26 protein-coding genes are annotated in these 25,733 nt (G+C 60.6%); 16 read left to right on the top strand and 10 right to left on the bottom strand.

All coding sequences use genetic code 11. From position 1 onward, the window contains the following. The first annotated feature begins 17 nt into the window (after nucleotides 1-17). Nucleotides 18-263 (top strand): GlsB/YeaQ/YmgE family stress response membrane protein, encoded by a 246-nt coding sequence (locus LOY31_RS28895; RefSeq protein ID WP_003229635.1) that lies wholly within the window; start codon nucleotides 18-20, stop codon nucleotides 261-263. Nucleotides 264-366: 103 nt separating this feature from the next. Next, a complete protein-coding gene (locus LOY31_RS28890) occupies nucleotides 367-903 on the top strand; it encodes a DUF3299 domain-containing protein (RefSeq protein WP_085606207.1) in 537 nt (178 codons plus the stop codon). A gap of 126 nt (nucleotides 904-1,029) precedes the next feature. Here LOY31_RS28890 and LOY31_RS28885 read toward each other — a convergent pair whose 3' ends face one another. Together LOY31_RS28885 and LOY31_RS28880 are read right to left on the bottom strand one after the other, a co-directional pair. Further along, nucleotides 1,030-1,929, bottom strand: coding sequence for a D-hexose-6-phosphate mutarotase (locus LOY31_RS28885; RefSeq protein WP_085606205.1), 900 nt, complete (start codon nucleotides 1,927-1,929; stop codon nucleotides 1,030-1,032). Nucleotides 1,930-1,986: 57 nt separating this feature from the next. Next, nucleotides 1,987-2,391 (bottom strand): acyl-CoA thioesterase, encoded by a 405-nt coding sequence (locus LOY31_RS28880; RefSeq protein ID WP_003229628.1) that lies wholly within the window; start codon nucleotides 2,389-2,391, stop codon nucleotides 1,987-1,989. A 378-nt stretch (nucleotides 2,392-2,769) separates the two neighbouring features. On the opposite strand from LOY31_RS28880, the gene LOY31_RS28875 reads away from it, so the two are divergent. From LOY31_RS28875 to LOY31_RS28840, 8 genes are all read left to right on the top strand, one after another. After that, nucleotides 2,770-4,068: an MFS transporter gene (locus LOY31_RS28875; RefSeq protein WP_085606203.1), complete on the top strand. Its 1,299-nt coding sequence runs from the start codon at nucleotides 2,770-2,772 to the stop codon at nucleotides 4,066-4,068. A gap of 154 nt (nucleotides 4,069-4,222) precedes the next feature. Next, a complete protein-coding gene (locus LOY31_RS28870) occupies nucleotides 4,223-5,224 on the top strand; it encodes a phosphate ABC transporter substrate-binding protein PstS (protein WP_007954316.1) in 1,002 nt (333 codons plus the stop codon). Nucleotides 5,225-5,648: 424 nt separating this feature from the next. Beyond that, a complete protein-coding gene (locus LOY31_RS28865) occupies nucleotides 5,649-7,682 on the top strand; it encodes an ABC transporter permease subunit (protein ID WP_221534069.1) in 2,034 nt (677 codons plus the stop codon). Between the two features lie 16 nt (nucleotides 7,683-7,698). Beyond that, nucleotides 7,699-9,369 carry a phosphate ABC transporter permease PstA gene (gene pstA / locus LOY31_RS28860; RefSeq protein ID WP_127800691.1) on the top strand — a complete coding sequence of 557 codons (1,671 nt, stop codon included), beginning with the start codon at nucleotides 7,699-7,701 and terminating at the stop codon, nucleotides 9,367-9,369. Between the two features lie 82 nt (nucleotides 9,370-9,451). Next, nucleotides 9,452-10,285 carry a phosphate ABC transporter ATP-binding protein PstB gene (gene pstB, locus LOY31_RS28855; RefSeq protein WP_221534015.1) on the top strand — a complete coding sequence of 278 codons (834 nt, stop codon included), beginning with the start codon at nucleotides 9,452-9,454 and terminating at the stop codon, nucleotides 10,283-10,285. 71 nt (nucleotides 10,286-10,356) lie between these two features. Further along, nucleotides 10,357-11,118 carry a phosphate signaling complex protein PhoU gene (phoU, locus tag LOY31_RS28850; RefSeq protein ID WP_007954334.1) on the top strand — a complete coding sequence of 254 codons (762 nt, stop codon included), beginning with the start codon at nucleotides 10,357-10,359 and terminating at the stop codon, nucleotides 11,116-11,118. Between the two features lie 177 nt (nucleotides 11,119-11,295). Next, complete coding sequence (locus LOY31_RS28845; RefSeq protein ID WP_064379783.1) at nucleotides 11,296-12,252, top strand: response regulator; 957 nt, start codon at nucleotides 11,296-11,298, stop codon at nucleotides 12,250-12,252. Nucleotides 12,253-12,477: 225 nt separating this feature from the next. Next, nucleotides 12,478-13,374, top strand: coding sequence for a M23 family metallopeptidase (locus LOY31_RS28840; protein ID WP_007954336.1), 897 nt, complete (start codon nucleotides 12,478-12,480; stop codon nucleotides 13,372-13,374). Nucleotides 13,375-13,380: 6 nt separating this feature from the next. Here LOY31_RS28840 and LOY31_RS28835 read toward each other — a convergent pair whose 3' ends face one another. From LOY31_RS28835 to phoB, 3 genes are all read right to left on the bottom strand, one after another. Next, nucleotides 13,381-14,721 carry a hemolysin family protein gene (locus tag LOY31_RS28835; protein WP_007954342.1) on the bottom strand — a complete coding sequence of 447 codons (1,341 nt, stop codon included), beginning with the start codon at nucleotides 14,719-14,721 and terminating at the stop codon, nucleotides 13,381-13,383. 111 nt (nucleotides 14,722-14,832) lie between these two features. Further along, entirely contained in the window at nucleotides 14,833-16,119 is a 1,287-nt protein-coding gene (phoR, locus tag LOY31_RS28830; RefSeq protein ID WP_232253752.1) for a phosphate regulon sensor histidine kinase PhoR, read from the bottom strand. Between the two features lie 74 nt (nucleotides 16,120-16,193). After that, complete coding sequence (gene phoB, locus LOY31_RS28825; protein ID WP_007896474.1) at nucleotides 16,194-16,883, bottom strand: phosphate regulon transcriptional regulator PhoB; 690 nt, start codon at nucleotides 16,881-16,883, stop codon at nucleotides 16,194-16,196. A 151-nt stretch (nucleotides 16,884-17,034) separates the two neighbouring features. Here phoB and LOY31_RS28820 point away from each other — a divergent pair, with 151 nt between their 5' ends. Beyond that, the gene (locus tag LOY31_RS28820; protein WP_007954346.1) at nucleotides 17,035-17,418 is read left to right on the top strand and encodes a hypothetical protein; all 384 of its coding nucleotides are present in this window, start codon (nucleotides 17,035-17,037) and stop codon (nucleotides 17,416-17,418) included. Nucleotides 17,419-17,531: 113 nt separating this feature from the next. On the opposite strand, the gene ubiA is transcribed toward LOY31_RS28820, so the two are convergent. Together ubiA and LOY31_RS28810 are read right to left on the bottom strand one after the other, a co-directional pair. Continuing rightward, a complete protein-coding gene (gene ubiA / locus LOY31_RS28815; RefSeq protein WP_258712630.1) occupies nucleotides 17,532-18,422 on the bottom strand; it encodes a 4-hydroxybenzoate octaprenyltransferase in 891 nt (296 codons plus the stop codon). Further along, nucleotides 18,422-18,973: a chorismate lyase gene (locus LOY31_RS28810; protein WP_258712629.1), complete on the bottom strand. Its 552-nt coding sequence runs from the start codon at nucleotides 18,971-18,973 to the stop codon at nucleotides 18,422-18,424. Before LOY31_RS28810 ends, ubiA begins: the two co-directional genes overlap by 1 nt. Before the next feature lie 199 nt (nucleotides 18,974-19,172). Between LOY31_RS28810 and LOY31_RS28805 the strand changes: the two genes are divergently transcribed. The 5 genes from LOY31_RS28805 to LOY31_RS28785 all read left to right on the top strand — a co-directional run bounded on the left by LOY31_RS28805 (nucleotide 19,173) and on the right by LOY31_RS28785 (nucleotide 23,066). Further along, complete coding sequence (locus LOY31_RS28805; RefSeq protein ID WP_007954349.1) at nucleotides 19,173-19,340, top strand: rubredoxin; 168 nt, start codon at nucleotides 19,173-19,175, stop codon at nucleotides 19,338-19,340. 21 nt (nucleotides 19,341-19,361) lie between these two features. After that, on the top strand, nucleotides 19,362-20,510 hold the full coding sequence (locus tag LOY31_RS28800) for an NAD(P)/FAD-dependent oxidoreductase (RefSeq protein WP_258712628.1): 1,149 nt from the start codon (nucleotides 19,362-19,364) through the stop codon (nucleotides 20,508-20,510). A gap of 190 nt (nucleotides 20,511-20,700) precedes the next feature. Then, nucleotides 20,701-20,976 carry an HU family DNA-binding protein gene (locus LOY31_RS28795; protein WP_003213368.1) on the top strand — a complete coding sequence of 92 codons (276 nt, stop codon included), beginning with the start codon at nucleotides 20,701-20,703 and terminating at the stop codon, nucleotides 20,974-20,976. 408 nt (nucleotides 20,977-21,384) lie between these two features. Next, the gene (locus LOY31_RS28790) at nucleotides 21,385-21,759 is read left to right on the top strand and encodes a helix-turn-helix transcriptional regulator (protein WP_127800679.1); all 375 of its coding nucleotides are present in this window, start codon (nucleotides 21,385-21,387) and stop codon (nucleotides 21,757-21,759) included. Further along, nucleotides 21,759-23,066, top strand: coding sequence for a type II toxin-antitoxin system HipA family toxin (locus LOY31_RS28785; protein WP_085606465.1), 1,308 nt, complete (start codon nucleotides 21,759-21,761; stop codon nucleotides 23,064-23,066). The genes LOY31_RS28790 and LOY31_RS28785 overlap by 1 nt, the downstream gene beginning before the upstream one ends. Here LOY31_RS28785 and LOY31_RS28780 read toward each other — a convergent pair whose 3' ends face one another. The 3 genes from LOY31_RS28780 to LOY31_RS28770 are packed head-to-tail and all read right to left on the bottom strand — an operon-like array spanning nucleotide 23,067 to nucleotide 25,226. Beyond that, nucleotides 23,067-24,011 carry a phosphatidate cytidylyltransferase gene (locus LOY31_RS28780; protein ID WP_085606186.1) on the bottom strand — a complete coding sequence of 315 codons (945 nt, stop codon included), beginning with the start codon at nucleotides 24,009-24,011 and terminating at the stop codon, nucleotides 23,067-23,069. Then, complete coding sequence (locus tag LOY31_RS28775; RefSeq protein ID WP_258712627.1) at nucleotides 24,008-24,607, bottom strand: 1-acyl-sn-glycerol-3-phosphate acyltransferase; 600 nt, start codon at nucleotides 24,605-24,607, stop codon at nucleotides 24,008-24,010. The genes LOY31_RS28780 and LOY31_RS28775 overlap by 4 nt, the downstream gene beginning before the upstream one ends. Then, on the bottom strand, nucleotides 24,594-25,226 hold the full coding sequence (locus tag LOY31_RS28770) for a CDP-alcohol phosphatidyltransferase family protein (RefSeq protein ID WP_221534021.1): 633 nt from the start codon (nucleotides 25,224-25,226) through the stop codon (nucleotides 24,594-24,596). The genes LOY31_RS28775 and LOY31_RS28770 overlap by 14 nt, the downstream gene beginning before the upstream one ends. Nucleotides 25,227-25,733 lie beyond the last annotated feature (507 nt).

Raw genomic sequence — 25,733 nt, 5'->3', positions numbered from 1 at the left:
ATTCAGAGGGAAATGCCATGGGAATTATCGGAACCATCTTTATCGGCCTCATCGTCGGCCTGCTGGCGCGGTTCCTGAAACCGGGCGATGACAGCATGGGCTGGATCATGACCATCCTGCTCGGTATCGGCGGTTCGCTGGCAGCCACTTACGGCGGCCAGGCCCTGGGCATCTATCAGGCGGGTCAGGGCGCCGGCTTCATCGGCGCGCTGGTTGGCGCGATCGTGTTGCTGGTGATCTACGGCCTGATCAAAAAGAACTGATCCAAAGCGACAAAGCCCTCTCTGCCAATCCGGCGGGGAGGGCTAGAATGCTCGGCGATTCAGCGTTCCCTCCTTATTCGAGCATCCTTTACCGAGCACCTTCATGCGCCGTCTTCTGTTGACTCTCCTTTTGCTGGGCAGCGGTCTGGCCCACGCCGGCGATCTGCCGGAAACCGACTGGTTGGAACTGATGCCCAAGTCGGATCAGAAAGCCCTCGAGGCAATGCCTGAAATCGACCACAACTCCCCGGAAGCCACCGGCACCTTCACCCAGAAAGGCGGGATGAAGCAGGCCAAAGGTTTGCCGGCGGTGATGTATTCGACCAAGACCGTGGCGTCGATGAACGACAAACACATCCGCATCGGTGGTTATCCAGTGCCGCTGGAGTCCGACGCCAAGGGCCGCAGCACGCTGTTCTTCCTCGTGCCGTACCCGGGCGCGTGCATCCACGTGCCGCCACCGCCGCCGAATCAACTGGTGCTGGTGCGTTATCCGAAAGGCTTGAAGCTGGATGATATCTACACGCCTCTGTGGGTGACCGGCACGCTGAAGATCGAGAAGGTCAGCAATGATCTGGCCGATGCGGCGTATGCGCTGGAGGCGGACAAGGTGCGGGTGGTGCAGGAATCGGATCTCTAAAACCTGCTCATAACAAATGTGGGAGGGGGCTTGCTCCCGAAGGCGGTGGATCAGTCAATGGATTCGTCGACTGAGACACTGTCTTCGGGAGCAAGCCCCCTCCCACAATGGGTTTTGCGGTGTTGGTTAAAGCGGCTTGCTGCCGACGCTGACACCCATGGTGTGGCGGGCATCCGGTGCCAGGTTCACCACGTCGTTCATCACGTTTGCCGTCTCGATGCAGAGCATGCGCTGCCAGCCATCGTTGTCCATGTCACTAAGCGCAGCGGCGCGGTCGATCCACGGGTTCCAGATCACCGCCGTACGTGAACCGCTGGCGGTCAGCACGATGCGCCGTTCCCAGGCCGGATCGACGATGCTCAGTTGCGGCGGAGCGTCGAGATAGATGCGGTCGGTTTCCCCGGCAAAACGCAGGTCGCCTTGCTGGGTGTGAGTCTTCCAGTCGTCGAGGGTCTCGATGTAATCCAGGCCATCGACGCCTTCGACGCGCACGTTGCGCACATCGCTGACCGCGAAATAGCTGTGCAGCGCCTGGCTGATGCTGACGGTGTCGGCACCACGGTTGTGGCTGGTCAGGCTGATGTGCAACTGATCGTCGAGGCGCAGGGTCAGGGTCAGGTCGACCTGATGCGGCCAGCCCGGAAAGCCACCTTCGGGGTAGGGCAGCTTGAACTCGACCTTGAGGCTTTCACCTTCGGTTTCGATACCGCCCAGTTCCCAATCCATCGCCCGGACAAACCCGTGGGCGGCGGCCGGTTCTTCGCTGACGCGCATTGCCTGCACGCTCTGCGGGTTGCGGGCGAAGACGCCGAACCACGGCCAGCACACCGGCACGCCGGCGCGGATGCTCTTGCCGGTCTTGAACACGGCCTTGTCGTTCAGCCAGATCAGCGGCGGCTGGCCGTCCACCTGATAACTGAGGATGTGCGCGCCTTGCTGGGCCACCAGCACTTCGGCCTGACCGTGGCGGATGCGCCAGCAGTTCAGTTCATCCAGTTTCACGGCTTCAACGTTGGGCGTGTTCATGGGACAACTCTCGATCAGCAACTTGGACGACTATCGACCGTGAAACGGCCGCGAGGTTTAACGTGCGCGTGGCGGAACCGAACGGGTGCGGCCGCTGCCATCGATGGCGACGAACACGAACACCGCTTCGGTCACTTTACGCCACTCGCTGGACAGCGGATCGTCGCTCCACACCTCGACCATCATCTGGATCGAGCTGCGGCCGATTTCCAGGGTCTGGGTATAAAAGGACAATTGCGCGCCGACAGCCACCGGCACCAGAAACGCCATGCGATCAATGGCCACTGTCGCAACACGGCCACCGGCAACACGGCTGGCCATGGCAGTGCCGGCCAGGTCCATCTGCGCCACCAGCCAGCCGCCGAAAATATCGCCGAAGCCGTTGGTTTCGCGGGGAAGCGCGGTGATTTGCAGGGCCAGGTCGCCTTGCGGGATCGGATCTTCTTGTTCGAGCTCTATCATGCCGGGGGTGCCTCTGACCCGTGACTCTTCGTTGGGTATTGCTGGTGGTAGCCGTCTTCGGGAAAAACGATTCAGCACCGAACATACTACGTTCGTCACGTTTTCCATCAGGCGCCTAAGGAGAAACTCTGCGAAACCGGCTAATCCCGAGCAAGGGTCGGGCCAACGACGTTTTCGCACAGCAACCCCTTACAAACCGGAGCAAGGTTGCGAGTATATCGGTCGGTAGACTCCGCGACGACCGTCCGGTTCTGATTTCGACCGGCAAATACGCGCCTCTATGTGCTTTTTCGAACAATTTGCTATGGTGCCGAACCTGCCCGAGCCACAGCCAGCGTTGTTGTGGCGGCAGATCCGACTATAAGAGAAGACCTTGCCATGACCACAGCGCCCTCGAGCCTCGCGCAGCCCGACCAACCCGCACGACCGTTGACCCGCAATGACTACAAGACTCTGTCGCTTTCGGCCCTGGGGGGCGCGCTGGAGTTCTACGATTTCATCATCTTCGTGTTCTTCGCCACCGTGGTCGGCAAATTGTTCTTCCCGGCCGACATGCCCGAGTGGCTGCGTCTGATGCAGACCTTCGGCATCTTCGCCGCCGGCTACCTCGCACGGCCGCTGGGCGGGATCGTCATGGCGCACTTCGGCGACCTGCTGGGACGCAAGAAGATGTTCACCCTGAGCATTTTCATGATGGCCGTGCCGACCCTGATCATGGGCCTGCTGCCGACCTACGCGCAGATCGGCATGTGGGCACCGATCCTGCTGCTGTTGATGCGCGTCATTCAGGGCGCGGCGATTGGCGGTGAGGTGCCGGGGGCTTGGGTCTTCGTTTCCGAACACGTACCCGGCAAGCACATCGGCTACGCCTGCGGCACCCTGACTAGCGGCCTGACGGCGGGCATCCTGCTCGGCTCGCTGGTCGCCACCGCGATCAACAGCATTTATACGCAAACGGAAGTTTCGGATTACGCCTGGCGGATTCCGTTCCTGCTCGGCGGCGTGTTCGGTCTGTTCTCGGTTTACCTGCGCCGCTGGCTGCACGAGACCCCGGTGTTCGCCGAACTGCAACAACGCAAGGCGCTGGCCGAAGAAGTGCCGCTGCGCGCGGTGCTGCGTGACCATCGCGGGGCGATTGCAGTCTCGATGCTGCTGACCTGGTTGCTGTCCGCCGGCATCGTCGTGGTGATCCTGATGACCCCGACCGTGCTGCAAACGGTCTATCACTTCTCGCCGACCACCGCGTTGCAATCCAATAGCCTGGCGATCGTGTTCCTGAGCTTCGGCTGCATCATTTCCGGCGCGCTGGCCGATCGCTTCGGTGCCGGTCGCGTGTTCGTGTTCGGTTGCCTGGGTTTGCTGGCCAGTTCCTGGACCTTCTATCACAGCCTCGCCGATCACCCGAACTGGCTGTTCCCGCTGTATGCGCTGACCGGTTTCCTGGTCGGCACCATCGGCGCGGTGCCTTATGTGATGGTCAAAGCGTTCCCGCCGGTGGTGCGCTTCAGCGGTCTGTCCTTCTCTTATAACGTCGCTTACGCGATCTTCGGCGGCCTGACCCCGATGGTGGTCAGCCTGTTGCTGAAAGAAAGCGCGATGGGGCCTGCCTACTATGTGGCGGTGCTGTGCGGGATGGGGATCCTGGTCGGCGCGTGGCTCTGGAGCAAAGGTCGCTAAACCACCTTCACACTTGCGGTTACAACTGAAAGGCCAGCCTTCCGACAGGGATGCTGGCCTTTCATCCAATTGTCATATTTCAGCCATAGAGTGTTCACACGGCCTGCTGATACTTGGCCCCGACTTAACACACCCTATCTGCTAGGAGTAAGGCATGAAACTGAAGCGTTTGATGGCGGCAATGACTTTTGTCGCTGCTGGCGTTGCGACTGCCAACGCGGTTGCCGCTGTTGACCCTGCTATCCCGAGCTACACCAAGACCACTGGTGTGTCGGGCAACCTGTCCAGCGTCGGCTCCGATACCCTGGCCAACCTCATGACCCTCTGGGCTGAGAACTACAAAAAAGAATACCCGAACGTAAACATCCAGATTCAGGCCGCTGGCTCCGCCACCGCGCCACCTGCGCTGACTGAAGGCACCTCCAACCTGGGCCCGATGAGCCGCAAGATGAAGGACACCGAACTGGCAGCCTTCGAACAGAAATACGGCTACAAGCCAACCGCCATCCCGGTTGCCGTGGACGCCCTGGCTGTCTTCGTACACAAGGACAACCCGATCCAGCACCTGACCATGGAACAGGTTGACGCGATCTTCTCGTCCACCCGTCTGTGCGGCGCCAAGACCGACGTGAAAACCTGGGGTGACCTGGGCGTGACCGGCGACCTGGCCAACAAGCCGGTTCAACTGTTCGGTCGCAACTCGGTATCCGGCACCTACGGCTACTTCAAGGAAGAAGCCCTGTGCAAAGGCGACTACAAGCCTAACGTCAACGAACAACCAGGCTCGGCTTCGGTCGTGCAGTCGATCAGCTCCTCGCTGAACGGCATCGGTTACTCGGGCATCGGCTACAAGACCGCCAGCGTGAAAACCGTTGCTCTGTCGAAGAAGGGCAGCACTGACTTCATCGAAGACACCGAAGAAAACGCCCTGAACGGCAAGTACCCGCTGTCGCGTTTCCTGTACGTGTACGTCAACAAAGCCCCGAACAAGCCTCTGGCCCCGCTGGAAGCCGAGTTCGTGAAACTGGTTCTGTCGAAACAGGGCCAGGAAGTGGTCGTGAAAGACGGCTACATCCCGCTGCCAGCCAAGGTTGCTGCAAAAGCACTGGCTGACCTGGGTCTGCAGGAAGGCGGCGCTGAAGTCGCAAAAAAGTAACAAACTGAGTCAGGGGTGAACCCCGCCTGACTCACGTGTGGGGCCCGGCCCGCAAGCGGCCCGGCCCCCACACTCCCCGAATTCTTCTATCCACTGCCAGTGCCCTGCTGGCGGCGGATTTGGTGCGTCACTGCATTGTCATCTTTCTGTCATACAGGATCGCTAGGGTGTGCGCATGAATGATCTGGCCAATTCCAAAATGACTACGAACCCTCCCAAGCGCATTGACTTCAATACGCCTGAGTTGCAACGCAAGCGCCGCATTCGCGCGCTCAAGGATCGCTTCACCCGCTGGTACGTCCTCGTCGGCGGTCTGGCGGTGCTGGCAGCCATCACCCTGATCTTCTTTTTCCTCGCCTACGTGGTCGCGCCGCTGTTCAAAGGTGCTGACCTGAGCGCGAAAGATGCAATCACCCCGGCCTGGATGCAGGACGCCGGCAAGCCGCTGATGATTTCGCTCGAAGAGCAGAATCAGGTGGCCATGCGCGTTTCCGACAAGGGCCAGGCGCTGTTCTTCGACATCGACAGTGGCGCTGAATTGAAGCGCGTCGATCTGCCTTTGCCGGCAGGCGCCAGTGTGACCTCCATCGGCGAAGACCAGCCGGGCCATCCGCTGGTGGCCGTGGGCCTGTCCAACGGTCAGGCGCTGGTGTTCCGTCACACTTATAAAGTCAGCTACCCGGATGGCAAGAAAACCATCACCCCGGCCATCGAGTATCCGTACGGCGATGCACCGATCGCGCTGAACGAAGGCGGCGGTGCGCTGGAGCACGTCAGCCTCAACGCCACCGATTCGACCCTGATGCTGGTCGGCTCCACCGGTTCGCAACTCAATGTGCTGTCGCTGACCAGCGAAGAAAACATGATGACCGGCGAAGTCACCAACGAGCAGAAGCGTATCGATCTGCCGCAGATGACCGAGCCGGTGAAAAACATCTTCGTCGACCCGCGCCAGCAGTGGCTGTACGTGGTCAACGGGCGTGCCCAGGCCGACGTGTTCAGCCTGCGCGACAAGAGCCTCAACGGTCGCTACAAACTGCTGGAAAACGCTGACGCTGAAGTCACTGCGACCACGCAACTGGTCGGTGGCATCTCACTGATCGTCGGTGACTCCAAAGGTGGCCTGGCCCAGTGGTTCATGGCCCGCGACACCGATGGCGAGCTGCGTCTGAAGCAGATCCGCACCTTCCAGATGGGCACCACGCCGATCGTTGAAATTTCCGCCGAGGAACGTCGCAAGGGCTTCCTGGCCCTGGATGCCAGCGGCAAGCTCGGCGTGTTCCACAGCACCGCGCACCGCACCTTGCTGGTCGATCAAGTCGTCGAAGGCCAGGGCCTGTTCGGCCTGTCGCCGCGCGCCAACCGCGTGATCGTCGAAGCCGGCGGCAAGCTGCAACCGCTGCTGCTCGACAACCCGCACCCGGAAGTTTCGTGGAGCGCGCTGTGGAGCAAGGTCTGGTACGAGAACTACGACGAGCCTAAATACGTCTGGCAATCGACTGCGGCCAACACCGATTTCGAACCGAAACTGAGCCTGTCGCCACTGACCTTCGGCACCCTGAAAGCCGCGTTCTACGCGATGCTGCTGGCTGCACCGCTGGCCGTCGCCGCTGCGATCTACACCGCGTACTTCATGGCCCCGGGCATGCGCCGCAAGGTCAAACCGGTGATCGAGCTGATGGAAGCGATGCCGACGGTGATCCTCGGTTTCTTCGCCGGCCTGTTCCTCGCGCCATACGTGGAAGGGCATCTGCCGGGCATCTTCAGCCTGCTGATGTTGCTGCCGATCGGCATCCTGATCGCCGGTTTCACCTTCAGCCGTCTGCCTGAATCGATCCGCCTGAAAGTCCCGGACGGCTGGGAAAGTGCGCTGCTGATTCCGGTGATCCTGTTTGTGGGCTGGCTGTCGCTGTACATGAGCCCGTTCATGGAGAACTGGTTCTTCGGCGGTGACATGCGCATGTGGATCTCCCACGACCTGGGCATCACCTACGACCAGCGCAACGCTCTGGTGGTCGGTCTGGCCATGGGTTTTGCGGTGATCCCGAACATCTACTCGATCGCCGAAGACGCCGTGTTCAGCGTGCCGCGCGGCCTGACCCTGGGCTCGCTGGCCCTCGGTGCCACACCGTGGCAGACCATGACTCGCGTGGTGATCCTGACCGCCAGCCCGGGCATTTTCTCGGCGCTGATGATCGGCATGGGCCGTGCGGTCGGCGAAACCATGATCGTGCTGATGGCCACCGGCAACACCCCGGTCATGGAAATGAACCTGTTCGAAGGCCTGCGCACCCTGGCCGCCAACGTCGCGGTGGAAATGCCGGAGTCGGAAGTCGGCGGCAGCCACTACCGCGTGCTGTTCCTCTCGGCGCTGGTGCTGCTGTTGTTCACCTTCGTCATGAACACCCTCGCGGAACTGATTCGTCAGCGTCTGCGCAAGAAATACTCGTCGCTTTAAGCAAAGGTAGAAGTCTGTGAAACAGAACTCCCTGAAAGGATGGTTCAAGAGCGGCGCCCCGGGCGTCTGGATCAGCGGTGGCGCGGTGTCCATCGCGGTCATCATGACCATTGGCCTGCTGGCGGTAATCGCCGTGCGCGGTCTGGGTCACTTCTGGCCGGCGGATCTGATCCACGCCAGCTATGACGTACCGGGCCAGGGCCAGCATCTGGTCGTGGGCGAAGTGGTGCAGAAAGAAGAAGTGCCGCGCGCCCGTCTGAAGAGCGCCGGCCTGCCGGTGCCGGACGAAGGTCCGGAATTCATGACCCGCGAGCTGATCAAGGTCGGCAACCGTGACCTGAACGGCAACGACTTCACCTGGATCGTCGGCGAGTGGCTGACCAACCAGACCACGCCGGTGGAACTGATGGCGCTGGAGCGTCGTGAGTGGGGCAACTTCTACGGCTACCTGGTCAACGTCAAACAGGACGGCAAGGTGATTGCCGAAGGCGAAGCGGCCTGGCCTGAACTGCAAGCGCGGATCAACCGCGTGAACGGCCTCGCGGCGCAGCTCAAGTCGCTGGAAAAAACCGACATCGGCGCGATCAACGCCGGCCTCGAGCGCATCCGTCTGCACGGTCGCAAGCTGGAGCTGGAAGGCAAGCTCGATGCCACCGCGCAAGCGGACATGGAATCCGAGCGCGCCGAGCTGAACGCTCGCTATCAGGACATCGAAGCCCGTCTGGCCGACCTGCACGCGCAGTTCAACCGTGACGCCTTGACCGCTCGTGATGCGAACGGCAAGGAAATCGAAATCGGCCTGGGCAAAGTGGTTCACGCCTACCAGCCGAACGCGATGGGTACGTTCACCAAGATCGGTTTCTACTTCAGCAAGGTCTGGGAATTCCTGTCCGACGACCCGCGTGAAGCGAACACCGAAGGCGGGATTTTCCCGGCGATCTTCGGCACCGTGATGATGACCCTGATCATGGCGATGATCGTGACCCCGTTCGGCGTGCTGGCGGCGGTGTACCTGCGTGAATACGCCAAGCAGAACACCCTGACCCGGGTTATCCGGATCGCGGTGAACAACCTGGCGGGTGTTCCGGCGATTGTTTACGGCGTGTTCGGTCTGGGCTTCTTCGTCTACGTGCTGGGTGGCTCGCTCGACCGTCTGTTCTTCCCTGAAGCGCTGCCGGCACCGACCTTCGGTACCCCGGGTCTGCTCTGGGCTTCGTTGACCCTGGCGCTGCTGGCGGTGCCGGTGGTGATCGTGGCCACTGAAGAAGGTCTGGCGCGTATCCCGCGCACCGTGCGTGAGGGCTCGCTGGCTCTGGGCGCGACCAAGGCTGAAACCCTGTGGAAGATCGTTCTGCCGATGGCCAGTCCGGCGATGATGACCGGCATGATCCTCGCGGTGGCTCGTGCCGCCGGTGAAGTGGCGCCGCTGATGCTGGTGGGTGTGGTGAAACTGGCGCCGTCGCTGCCGGTGGACGGCAACTACCCGTATCTGCACCTGGATCAGAAGATCATGCACCTGGGCTTCCACATCTACGACGTCGGCTTCCAGAGCCCGAACGTCGAGGCCGCGCGGCCGCTGGTGTACGCCACGGCGCTGTTGCTGGTGCTGGTGATCGCCACCCTGAACCTGTCGGCGGTGTACATCCGTAACCACTTGCGCGAGAAGTACAAGGCGCTGGACAGCTGATCGCCGTCACAAGAATTGAAGGGCTGCCGGTCTAGATTCCGGCAGCCAACCGAACCGAATTTGTTAGCACAGGGGATCTCCCATGCAGCACGAAACACATACCTACGGCATCAACATGTCTGCCCTGGGCCGCGACAAGCAGAGCCTGAACCTCGAACAGGAAACCGTGGCCATCGAAGTGCCGGGCCTGAGCCTGTTCTACGGCGAGAAACAAGCGCTGTACGACGTCAGCATGAACATTCCGAAACAGCGCGTGACCGCCTTCATCGGCCCGTCCGGCTGCGGCAAGTCCACGCTGCTGCGGACCTTCAACCGTATGAACGACCTGGTGGATGGCTGCCGCGTCGAAGGCGCGATCAACCTGTACGGCAACAACATCTACCGCAAGGGCGAAGACGTGGCCGAGCTGCGCCGCCGGGTCGGTATGGTGTTCCAGAAGCCTAACCCGTTCCCGAAGACCATCTACGAAAACGTGGTCTACGGCCTGCGCATCCAGGGCATCAACAAGAAGCGCATCCTCGACGAAGCCGTCGAGTGGGCGTTGAAAGGCGCGGCCCTGTGGGACGAAGTCAAAGACCGTCTGCATGACTCGGCCCTTGGCCTGTCCGGTGGTCAGCAACAACGTCTGGTGATCGCCCGTACCATCGCCGTGGAACCGGAAGTGCTACTGCTCGACGAACCGTGCTCGGCGCTCGACCCGATCTCGACCCTGAAAGTCGAAGAGCTGATCTACGAGCTCAAATCCAAGTTCACCATCGTCATCGTGACCCACAACATGCAGCAGGCGGCGCGGGTGTCCGACTACACGGCGTTCATGTACATGGGCAAACTGGTGGAATTCGGCGACACCGATACCCTGTTCACCAATCCGGCCAAGAAGCAGACCGAAGACTACATCACCGGTCGTTACGGCTGACAGTTGCGGGTTATTCACAGAATTGACGCTGCGGCCCGCCGCACCTTACCGGACGCTCCAAGGACGCCAACATGATTAGTAAAGAAGGCCTTACCCATCACATTTCCGCGCAGTTCAACGCCGAACTGGAAGAAGTGCGCAGCCACCTGCTGGCCATGGGCGGGCTGGTCGAGAAGCAGGTCAACGACGCGGTCACCGCGCTGATCGAGGCCGACTCGGGCCTGGCCCAGCAAGTGCGCGAGATCGACGACCAGATCAACCAGATGGAACGCAACATCGACGAAGAATGCCTGCGCATTCTGGCCCGTCGTCAGCCGGCGGCTTCCGACCTGCGTCTGATCATCAGCATCTCCAAGTCGGTGATCGACCTTGAGCGCATCGGCGACGAAGCGACCAAGATCGCCCGCCGTGCGATCCAGTTGTGCGAAGAAGGCGAAGCGCCGCGCGGTTACGTCGAGGTTCGCCATATCGGCGACCAGGTGCGCAACATGGTGCGTGATGCGCTGGATGCCTTTGCCCGTTTCGACGCCGATCTGGCGCTGTCGGTGGCGCAGTACGACAAGATCATCGACCGCGAATACAAGACCGCCCTGCGCGAGCTGGCGACTTACATGATGGAAGACCCGCGCTCTATCTCGCGGGTCTTGAGCATTATCTGGGTGCTGCGTTCGCTGGAGCGGATCGGCGACCACGCGCGCAACATCTCGGAGCTTGTGATTTATCTGGTGCGCGGCACCGATGTGCGGCACATGGGCCTCAAGCGCATGAAGGAAGAAGTTGAAGGGACAAGTGGCGAAACCGCTAATGTTCCGGGCGATGCTGACGATAAGTAAGATTGCCTGAGAAAAGCGCCCGGCCCTTTGGCCGGGCGTTTTTGTTTCTGCTTTTCATGGGCAGAAGCGAATTAAAAAGCAGCACCCGCGAACGAAAAGTCCCGGCGTGACTGAAGAGTTTTGGCAATGTGCCATCAGCCAGCGTTATGCTTGCCGGGATTTTAATAGGGGTGTTGGATGAGCAAGATCAGTGTGTTGGTCGTGGACGATGCATCGTTCATTCGTGACCTGGTGAAAAAGTGCCTGCGTAATTACTTCCCGGGGATCCGCACCGAGGACGCCATCAACGGCAAGAAGGCCCAGGCCATGCTGGCCAAGGAAGCTTTCGACCTGGTGCTGTGCGACTGGGAAATGCCGGAAATGTCCGGCCTCGAACTGCTGACCTGGTGTCGTGAGCAGGACAACCTCAAGACCATGCCGTTCATCATGGTCACCAGCCGTGGCGACAAGGAAAACGTCGTGCAGGCGATCCAGGCCGGCGTCACCGGTTACGTCAGCAAGCCGTTCACCAACGAGCAACTGCTGACCAAGGTCAAGCAGGCCCTGAACAAGGTCGGCAAGCTCGACACCCTGATGAACAGCGCCCCGACCAAGATGAACTCGGCGTTCGGCAACGACTCCCTGAGCGCGTTGACCGGCGGCAAGGCTGCCGTGGTCGGTTCCGCACCGACCGCTGCGGCTGTAAATCCGTTTGCCAAGCCTGCCGCTGCGGCCCCGGCACCTGCCGCCGCGCCACAGCGTGGTCTGCTCAACAGCCCGCCTGTGAAAGCTCCGGCAGCCTCCAGCGCTCCGGCCGGCGGTCGTGGCCAGGGTCAACTGCGCCTGCCGAGCGGCACTCAGCAATGCGTGATCAAGGCCCTGAGCATCAAGGAAGCGCTGCTGGTGGTGAAACGCACCGACACCCTGCCGCAGATCCTCGACAGCGCCGTGCTCGATCTGGAGCAGGGCGACAACGCCGAAATCGCCCGCCTCAACGGCTACCTGCACGCCGTCGTCGCCCACGAGCCGAAACCCGACAGCGACTGGCTGCAACTGACCTTCCGCTTCGTCGACCAGGACGCGCAGAAGCTCGACTACATCTCCCGCCTGATCGCCCGCGGCACGGCGCAGAAGCACTTCGTTCCGGGCGCGTAATCTTCGTCGCCTGACATTGATCGTTTCCACGCTCCGCGTGGGAATGCCTCAAGGGACGCTCTGCGTCCTCACGCATGGGACGCAGAGCGTCCCGGGCTGCATCCCCACGCAGAGCGTGGGGACGATCATCTCCTGCACCTGCCAATTTGAAACATCTGTCGACTAGCCTGGTCTGCTTCAGCTGCTAGGCTCATTCCCAGGCCTTACTCGACAGAACTTTTGCCCATGCCCCTGCGTCTGCTGTTTTTCTGTGGTCTGTTCATGGCCTCCACCTCGACTGTGGCCATGACGATCTACAAATCCACCGATGCCAACGGAGTGGTTTCGTACAGCGACCGTCCGAGCAAAGGCTCCCAGGTGTTCGTGTTTCAGGACCGGATGGTCGAGCGCCTCGAGCGCCAGGTCTATCTCGACATCAAGAAGCAGAAGGGCGCGGACGTGGTGTTCGTGCGCAACGACCTGTACGCGCCGGTCGAGGTTGCGCTGGCGTTTACCGGGATGAGCAACGTGCGTGGCGCGCCGGCTCAAACGATCCGCCGGGTGCTGCCGGCGCGCAGCAATACGCGGCTGGCGCTGCTGACGGCGGTGTCCGGTGGCAAGCCGCTGGTGTACACGCCGATGTTCCAGTATTCCCTCGGTGACCCCGCTGGCGCCGCACAGGGCTATCGCTATCCGTTTCCGTGGCGTGGCGGGCCGTTCCGCCTCAGTCAGGGCGCCAATGGCGATTACAGCCACTTCGGGCCGAAGAACAAATACGCGATGGACATTGCCATGCCGGTCGGTACGCCGATCATCGCGGCTCGCGCCGGGGTGGTAGTGAAGACCGAGAATTCCCAGAACGGGCGTGGCACCGATCCCTCCGGCAACTTCGTGCGGATACTGCACGACGACGGCACGATGGGCGTGTACCTGCACCTCAAGCAAGGATCGGTGAGTGTGCGCGAAGGGCAGCGAGTGGCGGTGGGCAGTCCGCTGGCGCTGTCCGGCAACACCGGCAACAGCAGCGGCCCGCACCTGCACTTTGTGGTGCAGCGCAATACCGGAATGGGGCTGGTGTCGATTCCGTATCAGTTCAACCAGCCGCTGGGGGCGTTGCCCAACTTTGCGTTGGGCAAGCAGTAAACCCCGTCAGTCCAGCATCAGCACCTTGGCCAGAATGATCTTCGGACCTTTCATCTTCTTGATGATGATCCGCAGGCCTTCGACTTCCAGCACTTCTTCCTCTTCCGGCACCCGTTTCAGGGTTTCGTAGATCAGCCCGGCGAGGGTTTCGGCTTCGATGTGATCCAGGTCGATCCCCAGCAGGCGCTCGACCTTGAACAACGGCGTATCGCCCCGTACCAGCAACTTGCCCGGCTGGTAGGCGAGGATGCCGCGCTCGGCTTTGCGGTGTTCGTCCTGGATATCGCCGACCAGCACTTCCAGCACGTCTTCCATGGTCAGGTAGCCGATGATGTTGCCGTCGGCTTCTTCGACCACGGCGAAGTGCGAGCCGCCCTTGCGGAACTGTTCCAGCAGCTGCGACAGCGGCATGTGCCGCGACACGCGCTCCAGCGGACGGGTCAGTTCGGCGAGGTTGAACGACTCGGGAATGTGATCCAGCGCCGCCAGTTCAAGCAGCAGGTCCTTGATGTGCAGCAGGCCGACGAATTCCTTGCGCTCGCTGTCGTACACCGGATAACGGCTGAACTTGTGGCGACGGAACATCGCCAGGATTTCTTTCAGCGGGGCGTTGAATTCGAGGGTGATCAGGTCTTCCCGGGAGTTGGCCCAGTCGACCACTTCCAGCTCGCCCATTTCCACCGCCGAGGCCAGCACGCGCATGCCCTGGTCGCTCGGGTCCTGGCCACGGCTGGAGTGCAGGATCAGTTTCAGTTCTTCGCGGCTGTAATGGTGCTCGTGATGCGGGCCGGGTTCACCTTGCCCCGCAATGCGCAGGATGGTGTTGGCGCTGGCGTTGAGCAGGTAGATCGCCGGGTACATGGCCCAGTAGAACAAGTACAGCGGCACCGCCGTCCACAGCGACAGCAATTCGGGTTTGCGGATCGCCCAGGATTTGGGTGCGAGTTCGCCGACCACGATGTGCAGGTAGGAAATGATGAAGAACGCGGTGAAGAACGAAATGCCTTTGACGACTTCGGCCGATTGCACGCCGACCGCGCTCAACAGCGGCTCGAGGATGTGCGCAAACGCCGGCTCACCGACCCAGCCCAGGCCGAGGGAGGCGAGGGTGATACCGAGCTGGCACGCCGAGAGGTAAGCATCGAGCTGGCTGTGCACCGTGCGCAAAATGTGCCCGCGCCAGCCGTGCTGCTCAGCAATGGCTTCGACCCGGGTCGAGCGCAGTTTGACCATGGCGAATTCCGCCGCAACGAAGAAGCCGTTGAGCAAAACCAGGATCAGAGCGAAAAGAATCATGCCGAAATCGGCGAATATTGTTGCGAGGGACAAGCCAGGGGAAGGGTCCATGATGGAGTTTTGCGGGTTCCGTGTGATTCGAAAGAAAGAAAAATCCGCACCTGAAAGGCAGGCGCAAGTCAGCCAATGTAGCGGCTGACCTGGCGATTGCCTAGTCCGGCATTACTCAGCGGCGCTGATGACCCGTGCCTGAGCGACCTGCGCCGGGGCGAAATGGCAGGTGAACGTGCTGCCGTGACCGGGCACGCTGCTGATCTCCATCCGTGCGCGATGGCGCAGCAGCACGTGTTTGACGATGGCCAGACCCAGGCCCGTGCCGCCGGTGTTGGAGTTGCGGCTGGAGTCGACGCGGTAGAAGCGTTCGGTCAGGCGCGGCAGGTGTTTGCTGTCGATGCCGATCCCGGAATCCTGCACGCTGAGGTGTGCGCCTTGATCGTCGCCCCACCAGCGAATGCGGATATTGCCCTCGGCCGGGGTGTATTTGACGGCGTTGAACACCAGGTTGGAAAACGCACTGCGCAGTTCCGCCTCGCTACCCTTGAGCAGAATGCTGGTGTCGGCTTCCAGGGTGATTTTCTGATTCTTCGATCCTGACAGCTGCTGGGCGTCGCTCTTGATCGACTGCAACAAAGTGTCGATGTGCACCGGCTGGTTGTCCGACGGGTAATCGGTGGCTTCCAGCTTGGCCAGTAGCAGCAAGTCGTTGAGCAGGGTCTGCATGCGTCCGCCCTGTTGCTGCATCTGCTGCAGGGCACGGCTCCAGCGCGGGTTCACTTCCTCGACGTTGTCGAGCAGGGTTTCCAGGTAGCCGCAGATCACCGTCAGCGGGGTGCGCAGCTCATGGGAGACGTTGGCGATGAAGTCTTTGCGCATCTGTTCCAGCTGATGGATGCGCGTGACGTCGCGCACCAGCATCAAGTGTTCGTTGTTGCCGTAGCGCGTGAGGTACAGCTGGATGCGTACGCGATCGTTGGTCGGCGAGGGGATTTCCAGCGGTTCGGCGTAGCTTTCCTGCTCGAAGTATTCCTTGAAGCGCGGATGGCGGACCAGGTTGGTCACCGGTTGGCCGCTGTCCTGCGGGGTCTTGAGGCCGAGCAGGGTTTCGGCGGCGCGGTTCCACCATTCCAGGTTGCCGTCGCTGTCGAGCATGATCACCGCGTCTTTCAGCGCAGCGGTGGACTCCTGAACGCGGTCGATCACCGCTTGCAGGCGTCCGCGTACCCGTTGGTCGCGGCGTTGCAGGTGGTAGATGCTGTCGAACACCTCGCCCCACAGGCCGTAGCCGTCGGGCGGTGCTTCATCGGGTTGGTGCAGGCGCAGCCATTCGTGCAGGCGCAGCAGTTGCTTGAGCGTCCAGGCCAGGTACAGGCCCAGGCCCGCCGCCAGACTCCAGCCGTAGTAGCCAGTGATCAGGCCGATCACCAGGCAGCCGGTGACCAGCAACAGCATGTGGCGAATCAGGGTGCCATGCCAGTTTTGGTTCACGGAAAATGCGGTCCTTGTCTACGGGGCTGGCGCTCGGCTCAGGCTTTGGTGGAGAACCGGTAGCCGGTGCCGCGCACGGTTTGTACCAGATTTTCGTAGGCATCGCCGAGGGCCTTGCGCAGGCGCCGGATGTGCACGTCGACGGTGCGCTCTTCAACATAGACGTTGCCACCCCAGACCTGGTCCAGCAATTGGCCACGGGTGTAGGCGCGCTCCTGGTGGGTCATGAAGAATTGCAGCAGACGGTATTCGGTCGGGCCCATCTCGGCAGGTTTGCCGTCGATGGTCACGCGGTGGCTGATCGGGTCGAGCAGCAGGCCGCCGACTTCGATCGGCGCTTCGCCATCGGTCGGGCCGGCGCGACGCAGCACAGCCTTGAGGCGTGCCACCAGTTCGCGTGGGGAAAACGGTTTGGTGATGTAGTCGTCGGCGCCGACTTCCAGACCCTGGATCTTGTTGTCCTCTTCGCCCTTGGCGGTGAGCATGATGATCGGGATGTCCCCGGTCAGCTCGTCACGCTTGAGGCGGCGGGCCAGCTCGATGCCGGAGGTGCCGGGCAGCATCCAGTCGAGCAGGATCAGGTCCGGCTTGCGGTCGACGATGATGGCGTGGGCCTGCTGCGAGTTCTCTGCCTCGAGGCAGTCATAGCCGGCCATTTCCAACGCAACGGCGATCATTTCGCGAATGGGCGCTTCGTCGTCGACGATCAGAATGCTCCTGCCAACCATGCCTTAATCCTCTTGTCATTTAACTGTCTTGCGCCGCATTAGATAACGGAATTATTGCAGTCGTGTGACAGTATTTTAGTCCGGCGGCGATTGTACAAATCCTGAACTAAGCTCTAAGTCCGAATCCTGACAACCACAAGAGAAGGTTTCCATGACACAAATGACTGCTTCCTTTAAGGCTTTGCTGATGGCTGCCGCCCTGACTCTGCCTGGACTGGCGATGGCGGCCGAGCCGGCCATGATGAAAGACGGAATGATGGTCGACCACAAGGGCATGACGCTTTACACGTTCGACAAGGACAGTGGCGGCAAGTCGATGTGCAACGGCGATTGCGCCAAGAACTGGCCGCCGTTGATGGCGCCGGCAGATGCCAAGGCTGAAGGTAAATGGACGGTCATCAAACGTGATGACGGCATGATGCAGTACGCCTACGACGGCAAACCGCTGTACACCTTCGTGAAAGATGCCAAGCCGGGCGATATGACCGGCGACAAGATGAAGGACGTGTGGCACGTGGTTCACGAGCACAAATAAACGCAAATCCCTTGTGGGAGCGAGCTTGCTCGCGAAGGCGTCTTTGCAGTCAGCCTATGTGGCAACTGACCCAACGCTTTCGCGAGCAAGCTCGCTCCCACAGGTTTTGTGAATCAGCGCAACGCGTAATCCAGCACGATCCCGACGAAAATCGCCAGCCCGGCCCAGTGGTTGTGCAGGAACGCCTTGAAGCAACGCATCCGGTCGCGGTCGCGGGTGTACCAGAATTCCCAGGCGTAGCACCCGGCCGCCACCAGCAGGCCGAGGTGGAACCAGATCCCCAGCTCGAATTTCGACCCCGCCAGCACCAGGCAGCCCAGCGACAGTACCTGCAAGGTCAGGATGATCACCCGGTCCGCTTCGCCGAACAGGATCGCCGTGGATTTCACGCCGATCTTCAGGTCATCGTCGCGGTCGGTCATCGCGTAATAGGTGTCGTAGCCCACCGTCCACAACAGGTTGGCGATCCACAGCAGCCAGGCCGTTGCCGGCAACTCACCGGTTTCGGCGGTGAACGCCATCGGCATCCCCCAGGAGAACGCCGCGCCCAGTACCACTTGCGGGTAGTAGGTGTAGCGCTTCATGAATGGATAGGTGAACGCCAGCGCCAGACCGCCCAGCGACAGCCAGATCGTCGCCGCATTGGTGCACAGCACCAGCAGGAAACTCACGCCCATCAGCAGCGCGAAGAACACCAGCGCCTCTTTCGAGCTGATCCTGCCGGCAGCAATAGGCCGCTGCGCAGTGCGTTTGACGTGGCCGTCGACCTTGCGGTCGGCCCAGTCGTTGATGACGCAGCCGCCGGCACGGGTCAGCACCACGCCGAGGACGAAAATCACGATATTGGCCAGCGATGGCGAGCCTTTACCGGCAATCCACAGGGCCCAGAGCGTCGGCCACAGCAGCAGGTAAATGCCGATCGGCTTGTCCATCCGGGTCAGCTGGATGAAGTCCCAGGCGCGCGGGTTCAAGCGATTCAGGGATTTGAGCAGGCTTTGGTACATCAGCAGTTCTCCGGACGGGCGCGGACGGCTTCCCACAGCGTAGGCAGGAAAATCTCCGCCACCAGTACGCTCAATGCGCCACGGTCGAAACGCGAACGCCGCCCCCACAGGCCAGGAGCCCGGGAATCTTCGGGCAGCCAATGTTCCGGGTAATGGCAGACTTCGATGGCGCGACGCTGGAAGGCGTGATCGCAGAACAGCAGTTCGCCCAGCGAGCGGCTACCCAATTCATCCATGTGCAAGCCATCGCCCTGCAAGGCACTGCGCGACGCCACGCTGCGGGCGAACACCCAGGCCTCGCCATGCCCGCGCAGATACACCTCGCGTACCCAGCCTTCGCTGCCTTCGGCCAGATCCAGCGCGGCGCATTCGTCGTCACGCAGGGTCTGCCAGCCTTCGAACAGCGGCGTCACGCTGAAGCCGTCATTGGACAGGCGCGTCAGTCGGCGGGTCAGGGAGCCTTCGTCGAACAGCCAGTCGAGCGTGGATGCGTCGGGGAGGGGTGTCAGTTCGCTTTGCGGGCGCCACAGCGGAGCGTTTGTGTGTTGCACAATGAGTCATTATTGGCAGCAAATGAGGCGGCGAGCTTACCATGGCGAGCCGCGATTTTGATTGATCCGGGTCGCCGCTGCGCCGAACAGGCTTGCATCTGCCCGGCCCGATCAGTACAAAACGCCCTGAGCCGGACGGCAGCGCTGCACCATCGACCGTCCGCGCCGGCTAAAGCCTGAATCCTGAGGAAGTACCTGAATGAAAAAGTGGCAATGTGTGGTCTGCGGCCTGATTTACAACGAAGCCGACGGCTGGCCGGATGACGGCATTGCGCCGGGCACCCTTTGGCAGGACGTGCCGGAAGACTGGCTGTGCCCGGACTGCGGCGTCGGCAAGATGGACTTCGAAATGATCGAAATCAACTGAGAAAACACTGAGGAGTAGGGCATGAGCGCACCTGTCGTAATCATTGGCACCGGGCTGGCGGGTTACAACCTGGCCCGCGAGTTTCGCAAACTCGATGGCGAAACCCCGTTGCTGCTGATTACCGCCGATGACGGTCGCTCCTACTCCAAACCGATGCTGTCCACCGGCTTCGGCAAGAACAAGGACGCCGACGGCCTGAGCATGGCCGAACCGGGTGCCATGGCCGAGCAGTTGAAGGCCGAAATCCGCACCCACACCCGCATCAGCGGCATCGATCCGGGCCACAAGCGGTTGTGGATCGGCGAGGAAGCGGTGAGCTATCGCGACCTGATCCTCGCCTGGGGCGCCGAAACCGTGCGCGTGCCGATCGAAGGCGATGGCGGGGATCTGGTGTTCCCGATCAACGATCTCGAAGACTACGCGCGCTTTCGCGCCGCAGCGGCCGGCAAGCGCCGGGTGTTGCTGCTCGGCGCCGGGCTGATCGGCTGCGAGTTCGCCAATGACTTGATTCTGGGCGGCTACGAGGTGCAACTGGTTGCACCCTGCGAGCAGGTGATGCCGACCCTGCTGCACCCGGCCGCTGCGGCTGCGGTGCAGGCCGGGCTGGAAAGCCTCGGTGCGCGTTTCCACCTCGGCCCGGTGCTGACCCGTCTGCAAAAAGTCGCTGACGGGCTGGAAGCACACCTGTCCGACGGTCAAATTGTTCCTTGCGATGTGGTGGTCTCGGCCATCGGCCTGCGCCCGCGGATCGATCTGGCGGCGGCAGCCGGCATCCAGACCAATCGCGGCGTGGTGGTCGACCGTCATCTGCAAACCTCTCACGCCAACATCTACGCCCTGGGCGACTGCGCCGAGGTCGACGGGCTGAATCTTCTGTACGTCATGCCCCTCATGAGTTGTGCGCGAGCGCTGGCACAGACCCTAGCCGGCAACCCGACCGTGGTGAACTACGGACCGATGCCGATCACCGTGAAAACCCCGGTCTGCCCGCTGGTGGTTTCCCCGCCGCCACGGGGCCGCGAGGGTGTCTGGACGGTCGAAGGGCAGGGCGCCGACATCAAGGTGCTGTGCCACGACGCAGACGGGCAATTGCTCGGTTACGCCCTGACCGGCGCGGCGGTGATGGAAAAACTCGCACTGAACAAACAGCTTCCGGCCTTGCTGGCGTAAATACCGGTCGTTCTGTCGGAATCACCCCGCTTTTGCCCCCACAAAGGTCGCGGGGAGACTGGCGCCGCCCTTAACCGCGTGCCATCCTCACTCCCGTCTGCCGCAGAGTAGAGCCTGCGGCGCCTTGGGCGCTGTTCCAACGAGAACAGCACGGACATAACAACAAAAAACCGTCAAAGGGGCTTCACTAATGCGTAAACCAGAACTCGCCGCTGCAATCGCTGAAAAAGCGGATCTGACCAAAGAGCAGGCCAACCGCGTTCTCAACGCCGTTCTCGAAGAAATCACCGGCGCCCTGCACCGCAAGGACAGCGTCACGCTGGTGGGCTTCGGCACCTTCCTGCAACGCCACCGCGGTGCACGCACCGGCAAAAACCCGCAAACCGGTGAACCGGTGAAGATCAAGGCCAGCAACACCGTTGCGTTCAAGCCAGGCAAATCGTTGAAAGACAGCGTCAATCCATAATTGCGGCGTACTCCCTGAATAGCGGGGAGAGCCGTAGTGAAAAAATGGGCACTCCGATTGCGGTCGGGTGCCCATTTTTTGTGTCTGTAGGATTCCCGGCTACCTCGGAGTTGTTTCTGTGCCTTTCATGATTTTCTGAATGTTTTTTGTCTTGATATTTATACCTTATCGGCCATTCTTCTATTTATTGTCTATTTATCTGGGCGTTAATCTGTCTGCATGTGTGATGAGTACTGCTGCGAGCTAATGCCTTCAAATTGAGACGTAAAGGACGATTTTTGTATTAATGCCCAGATTTCCATACGCAGTGATGGCATTGGATGTGGCTCAGGTCGATTTTTCCGCATGGCCTGGTATTGAATACACACACTTCGTCATTTGCACATTCGCTTCAGGGATTTAGACACTATGCGCCTCCAAGCAATGACCGACGATGCGATTGCCAGCGCCATTGGTGCCCGGCTCCAGGAATTGCGCCTGAAGAAGAATCTCAGCCAGGAGCATGTCGCCAGGGAAGCCGGCATCAGCCGCCAGACCTTGATCAATCTTCTCCATGGCAAAGGCACCCTGGTGAATCTGCTGGCCGTCCTGCGTGTCATTGGCGAGCTGGAAAGAGCGGCCTCACTGGTTGAGCCCGTTCGACCGAGCCCATTGCAAGTGATCAAGATGGCCGGAACGCAGCGCGTTCGGGCAACCGGCACACGAGCGGTGGGCAAGGCGTCGGCAGGGAGCGCAGGCGATTCTGTGTCCGGCAGCGAAGTCAAAAAGGAGGTTGATTGGTGATTACTGCAAAGGTGTATCTGTTCGACCGGTTTGTCGGGGGGCTGCTCTGGGATGAGGGCAGCCAGCTGGGTTTGTTCGAATACGATCCTGAATTCGTCAAAACCGGTATCGAAATCTCGCCTATCCATATGCCCTTGGCTGCGAATCAGACTTACGCCTTTCCCGGCCTGAATCGGGAAACCTACAAAGGCCTTCCGGCTATCCTGGCTGACTCTCTGCCGGATGATTTCGGTAACGCACTGATCGACGCCTGGCTCGCTAAAGAGGGCCGTGACAAAACGACATTCACTCCCGTTGAGCGAATCCTGTATCAGGGTGCACGCGGGATGGGTGGGCTCGAGTATCGGCCCGCCCTCACTGGCTCTGTAAACGCCAGTGAAAGTGTCCAGATTGATGCGCTGGTAGAGCTTGCCAGCGAAGTGCTCTCGCAACGGGAAAGCTTGGCTGATCGCCTCGCAAAACACGATTCCGATGTCGATGACGAGGCACTTCAGCGCTTGATTCAGGTCGGCACCAGCGCTGGCGGGGCGCGGGCCAAAGCCGTTATCGCGATGAACGCGGCTGGCGAGATCCGTTCAGGGCAAGTCAAGGCGCCAATGGGGTTTTCCTACTGGCTGCTGAAGTTCGACGTTGCTAAAAACACTGACTTCCTGGCCGATTCGCAGGGTTTTGGACGTGTGGAGTACGCATATTCGCTCATGGCCAAAGCCGCCGGCATCACTATGAGCCCGTGCGAATTATTGGAAGAGGGCGGGCGTGCTCACTTTCTGACCAAGCGCTTTGATCGGACCGATGACGGGGAAAAGATCCACATGGCGACCCTGTGTGCCATGGATCATGCCGACTATAAGCAGCCGGGCGGCTACTCCTATGAGCAGGCATTCGGGGTGATGCGAATGCTCGGACTCTCGCGCAGCGACGCAATAGAGTACTTTCGGCGCATGGTTTTCAATGTGGTCGGGCGTAATCAGGATGACCACACCAAGAACACCAGTTTCCTGATGGATCGAGCCGGCACCTGGTCTCTTTCCCCGGCCTATGATGTTTCGTGGTCGTATCAGCCTGGCAGTTTCTGGGTCGCGACCCACCAGATGACTATCAATGGCAAGCGCGACAGGTTTGAGCTCGCGGACCTCGAAGCCGTTGCCCGACAGATCCGGGGCATCGACGCCCCGGCCATCATTCAAGAGGTTTGCGCTGCCGTTAAGCGTTGGCGCGAGATTGCCGGATCAGTAGGCGTTGCACCGCGATTGATCGATGAGATCGAGAAGACACACCGACTCTATCTTGGTGAAGCAATCGCCTGATCAAGCCGAAAAGAAGTACCGGGTCAGGTGAAAGAAGATCGGCGCGGCGAAGCAGATCGAATCCATCCGGTCGAGCATCCCGCCGTGGCCCTTGATCATCGTGCCCCAGTCCTTGGCGCTCAGGCTGCGTTTGATCGCCGACATGACCAGGCCGCCGAGGAAGCCCATCACCACGATGACCAGTGACATCAGCAACGACTGCCAGAAGCTGAACGGTGTCATCCAGAACATGCAGCCGCCGATAAGCGTGGCGGACAACCCGCCGCCAACCAGCCCTTCCACGGTTTTCGATGGGCTCACCAGCGGCGCGACCTTGCGTTTGCCGAAGAGCTTGCCGAACACGTACTGCAGCACATCGCTCATCTGCACCACGAATACCAGGTAGAACAGCAGCAGGGCGTTCTGACCCTGGAAACCCTGCAGGTCCAGCAACAGCAGCGCCGGCGCATGGCTGATGCAGTAGATACAGATCATCACGCCCCACTGAATCTTCGCCGTGCGCTCCAGAAAGCCCTCGGTGTCCTGGCTCAGCACGGCAATCGCCGGCAGCAGCAGGAACGCATACACCGGCACCAGCAGGGTGAACATCGAATACCAATGGGTGCCGATCAGCAGGTATTGCAGCGGGATCAGGATGAAAAACGCCGAAAACAGCGCGTTATGGTCACCGCGTGCGGTGGGTGTCAGGGTGATGAACTCGCGCAGCGCAAACAGCGAAATGAAGCCGAACAACACTACCGTCGCGTTTGGGCCGAGCAGCCAGGACACGAAGAAAATAATGACCATCCCCCACCACGCGTTCACGCGCTGGTTGAGGTTTTCGATGGTCGCGATCGAGCTTTCGCTCTTTGCGCGTCTGGCCAGTACGCCGCCAATCAGCGAAGCCACCGCCAGCAGTGCAGCGATTGCCGCGAAGAACCACAGGAACTTGGTTTCCAGACTCATTTCGACAACCTCACGATGGCGTCACGCGCGCGATCCAGAAACGCCTGTTTCTCCTCACCGGCAATTCTCTGCAGCGGGTCGCCGATGCGGATCGTGCAGATGATCGGCAGCGGCACATGTTTGCCCTTGGGCATCGAACGATGCAGGTTTTCCAGGTAGATCGGCACCAGATCGACATCGGGAAAGGTTTCGGCCAGACGGAAGATCCCGGACTTGAACTCCCCCGGCAGCGGCTGAGTGGAGCGCGTCCCTTCAGGAAAAATGATGATCGAATGACGGGCTCGCACCACATCGAAGATCGGCTCCAGCACATTGGTACCCGGTGCCGGATTGCGCTCGATCAGCACCGCATTCAGGCCTTTCTGCGAGATGTACGACAGAAAACGGTTCTTGCCCCAGTAGTCCGCGGCCGCCACCGGTTTCACGTTCAATCGGGCTTCCGGCGGCAGTGCAGCGATGATCGCCAGGGTATCCATATGACTGGTGTGGTTGGCGTAGTAGATGCGCTGGCGCGAGAGGTCCGGCGGGCTTTCCCAGCGGGCGGTCACGCCGATCAAGAAACGCAGCACCGAAATCAGCGCATTACTGATCCACATGAGCATTCCCCTTCAGTTGTCTGGCGATGGCCAGGGTGCGCGTGACGCAGGTGGCAACGGAGCCAAGAGCGATGATCACCAGCGCGATCAGCAAAGCGTAGTGGGTCGCGTAGTAAATGGTTTCGAACGCGTTCAACAGCAGCGCCACGGTCATCACCGCCATCCGGTGCTGCTTGGCCATCGGCCCCATGAAACTCTGGGTGAGCCCTAGAGCGCCGCCGAACACCCGGACATACGCCGTCAGCGCAGCGGCCAATGCGGCAAACCAGCCGAGATCGGACTGGCCGATGGCAAAACCCAGCCCGACGATCAGCAGGCTGTCGGCAACCCGGTCCGGAAACTCGTTGTACAGACTGCCAACGGCCGACTGCTTGCCGCCTTCGATTGCCACCATCCCGTCGAACAGATTGCACAGCAGCCGCAACTGAATGCCGACGATGCACAAGATTGAACCGGCCACGCCGTTGTCGATGTTCAGGGTCACCGCGCCGAACAGCGCGAAGAGCATGCTGATGACGGAGATCTGGTTGGGGGAGATGTCCCGCTTGACCAGTTCATCCGTGAAGCGTCTCGCCCAGCCCGCCGAGCGGGTTTTGATGGGCCGTCTGTTTTCATCCATATGCCAATGTCCGTATCAGTGGTAAGCCGTCAATTGATGACTGAGGCTGGCCATATAAAGGCACGTTCGCAGCATGAAATATATTGATGTAAGAACAGTCCGCGACATTTGTCAGAACAATCCACATCGAAAGTGTGTGCTTAAGCAGGGCGAAGGCTTGATGGATTGACGGCGACTTGCGTGAAGTCCTGCAATTGTGCGGGTAAAGAAGTCTTGTGAAGTATGCGAAGTGTGTGATGACATCAAATTGATGGCACTTTTATTGTTACCTGTTGTCCTCCGGGATTTGTTTAAAGATGCCTATGTGTTTTCGGAAGATTCCTACTTTATTTTCTTTCCAGTGTTGTCATGCTTTCGTCCGTATTTTGGAACGCGCGTTCAAGGAGGTGTCGGCGGGTTTCAGGCAGCCGCTCTGGGACGCAGGTTACGCCGGGGTTTGAAAGGCACGGTTGATATAAGCCGATATCAGGGAAACCCCTGACACATATAGGGCGATCTCCTACAGCG

This window comes from Pseudomonas sp. B21-021 (assembly GCF_024749205.1).
Taxonomy (GTDB): Bacteria; Pseudomonadota; Gammaproteobacteria; order Pseudomonadales; family Pseudomonadaceae; genus Aquipseudomonas; species Aquipseudomonas paraglycinae.
This window is presented reverse-complemented; position numbering and strand designations above follow the sequence as displayed.

Excerpts from the sequence above, each read along its gene's own strand:
- LOY31_RS28895 (WP_003229635.1), top strand. The coding sequence starts at position 18 with ATGGGAATTATCGGAACCATCTTTATCGGCCTCATCGTCGGCCTGCTG.
- LOY31_RS28890 (WP_085606207.1), top strand. The coding sequence starts at position 367 with ATGCGCCGTCTTCTGTTGACTCTCCTTTTGCTGGGCAGCGGTCTGGCC.
- LOY31_RS28885 (WP_085606205.1), bottom strand. The coding sequence starts at position 1,929 with ATGAACACGCCCAACGTTGAAGCCGTGAAACTGGATGAACTGAACTGC.
- LOY31_RS28880 (WP_003229628.1), bottom strand. The coding sequence starts at position 2,391 with ATGATAGAGCTCGAACAAGAAGATCCGATCCCGCAAGGCGACCTGGCC.
- LOY31_RS28875 (WP_085606203.1), top strand. The coding sequence starts at position 2,770 with ATGACCACAGCGCCCTCGAGCCTCGCGCAGCCCGACCAACCCGCACGA.
- LOY31_RS28870 (WP_007954316.1), top strand. The coding sequence starts at position 4,223 with ATGAAACTGAAGCGTTTGATGGCGGCAATGACTTTTGTCGCTGCTGGC.
- LOY31_RS28865 (WP_221534069.1), top strand. The coding sequence starts at position 5,649 with ATGCAGGACGCCGGCAAGCCGCTGATGATTTCGCTCGAAGAGCAGAAT.
- pstB (WP_221534015.1), top strand. The coding sequence starts at position 9,452 with ATGCAGCACGAAACACATACCTACGGCATCAACATGTCTGCCCTGGGC.
- phoU (WP_007954334.1), top strand. The coding sequence starts at position 10,357 with ATGATTAGTAAAGAAGGCCTTACCCATCACATTTCCGCGCAGTTCAAC.
- LOY31_RS28845 (WP_064379783.1), top strand. The coding sequence starts at position 11,296 with ATGAGCAAGATCAGTGTGTTGGTCGTGGACGATGCATCGTTCATTCGT.
- LOY31_RS28840 (WP_007954336.1), top strand. The coding sequence starts at position 12,478 with ATGCCCCTGCGTCTGCTGTTTTTCTGTGGTCTGTTCATGGCCTCCACC.
- LOY31_RS28835 (WP_007954342.1), bottom strand. The coding sequence starts at position 14,721 with ATGGACCCTTCCCCTGGCTTGTCCCTCGCAACAATATTCGCCGATTTC.
- phoR (WP_232253752.1), bottom strand. The coding sequence starts at position 16,119 with ATGCTGTTGCTGGTCACCGGCTGCCTGGTGATCGGCCTGATCACTGGC.
- phoB (WP_007896474.1), bottom strand. The coding sequence starts at position 16,883 with ATGGTTGGCAGGAGCATTCTGATCGTCGACGACGAAGCGCCCATTCGC.
- LOY31_RS28820 (WP_007954346.1), top strand. The coding sequence starts at position 17,035 with ATGACACAAATGACTGCTTCCTTTAAGGCTTTGCTGATGGCTGCCGCC.
- ubiA (WP_258712630.1), bottom strand. The coding sequence starts at position 18,422 with ATGTACCAAAGCCTGCTCAAATCCCTGAATCGCTTGAACCCGCGCGCC.
- LOY31_RS28805 (WP_007954349.1), top strand. The coding sequence starts at position 19,173 with ATGAAAAAGTGGCAATGTGTGGTCTGCGGCCTGATTTACAACGAAGCC.
- LOY31_RS28800 (WP_258712628.1), top strand. The coding sequence starts at position 19,362 with ATGAGCGCACCTGTCGTAATCATTGGCACCGGGCTGGCGGGTTACAAC.
- LOY31_RS28795 (WP_003213368.1), top strand. The coding sequence starts at position 20,701 with ATGCGTAAACCAGAACTCGCCGCTGCAATCGCTGAAAAAGCGGATCTG.
- LOY31_RS28790 (WP_127800679.1), top strand. The coding sequence starts at position 21,385 with ATGCGCCTCCAAGCAATGACCGACGATGCGATTGCCAGCGCCATTGGT.
- LOY31_RS28780 (WP_085606186.1), bottom strand. The coding sequence starts at position 24,011 with ATGAGTCTGGAAACCAAGTTCCTGTGGTTCTTCGCGGCAATCGCTGCA.
- LOY31_RS28775 (WP_258712627.1), bottom strand. The coding sequence starts at position 24,607 with ATGTGGATCAGTAATGCGCTGATTTCGGTGCTGCGTTTCTTGATCGGC.
- LOY31_RS28770 (WP_221534021.1), bottom strand. The coding sequence starts at position 25,226 with ATGGATGAAAACAGACGGCCCATCAAAACCCGCTCGGCGGGCTGGGCG.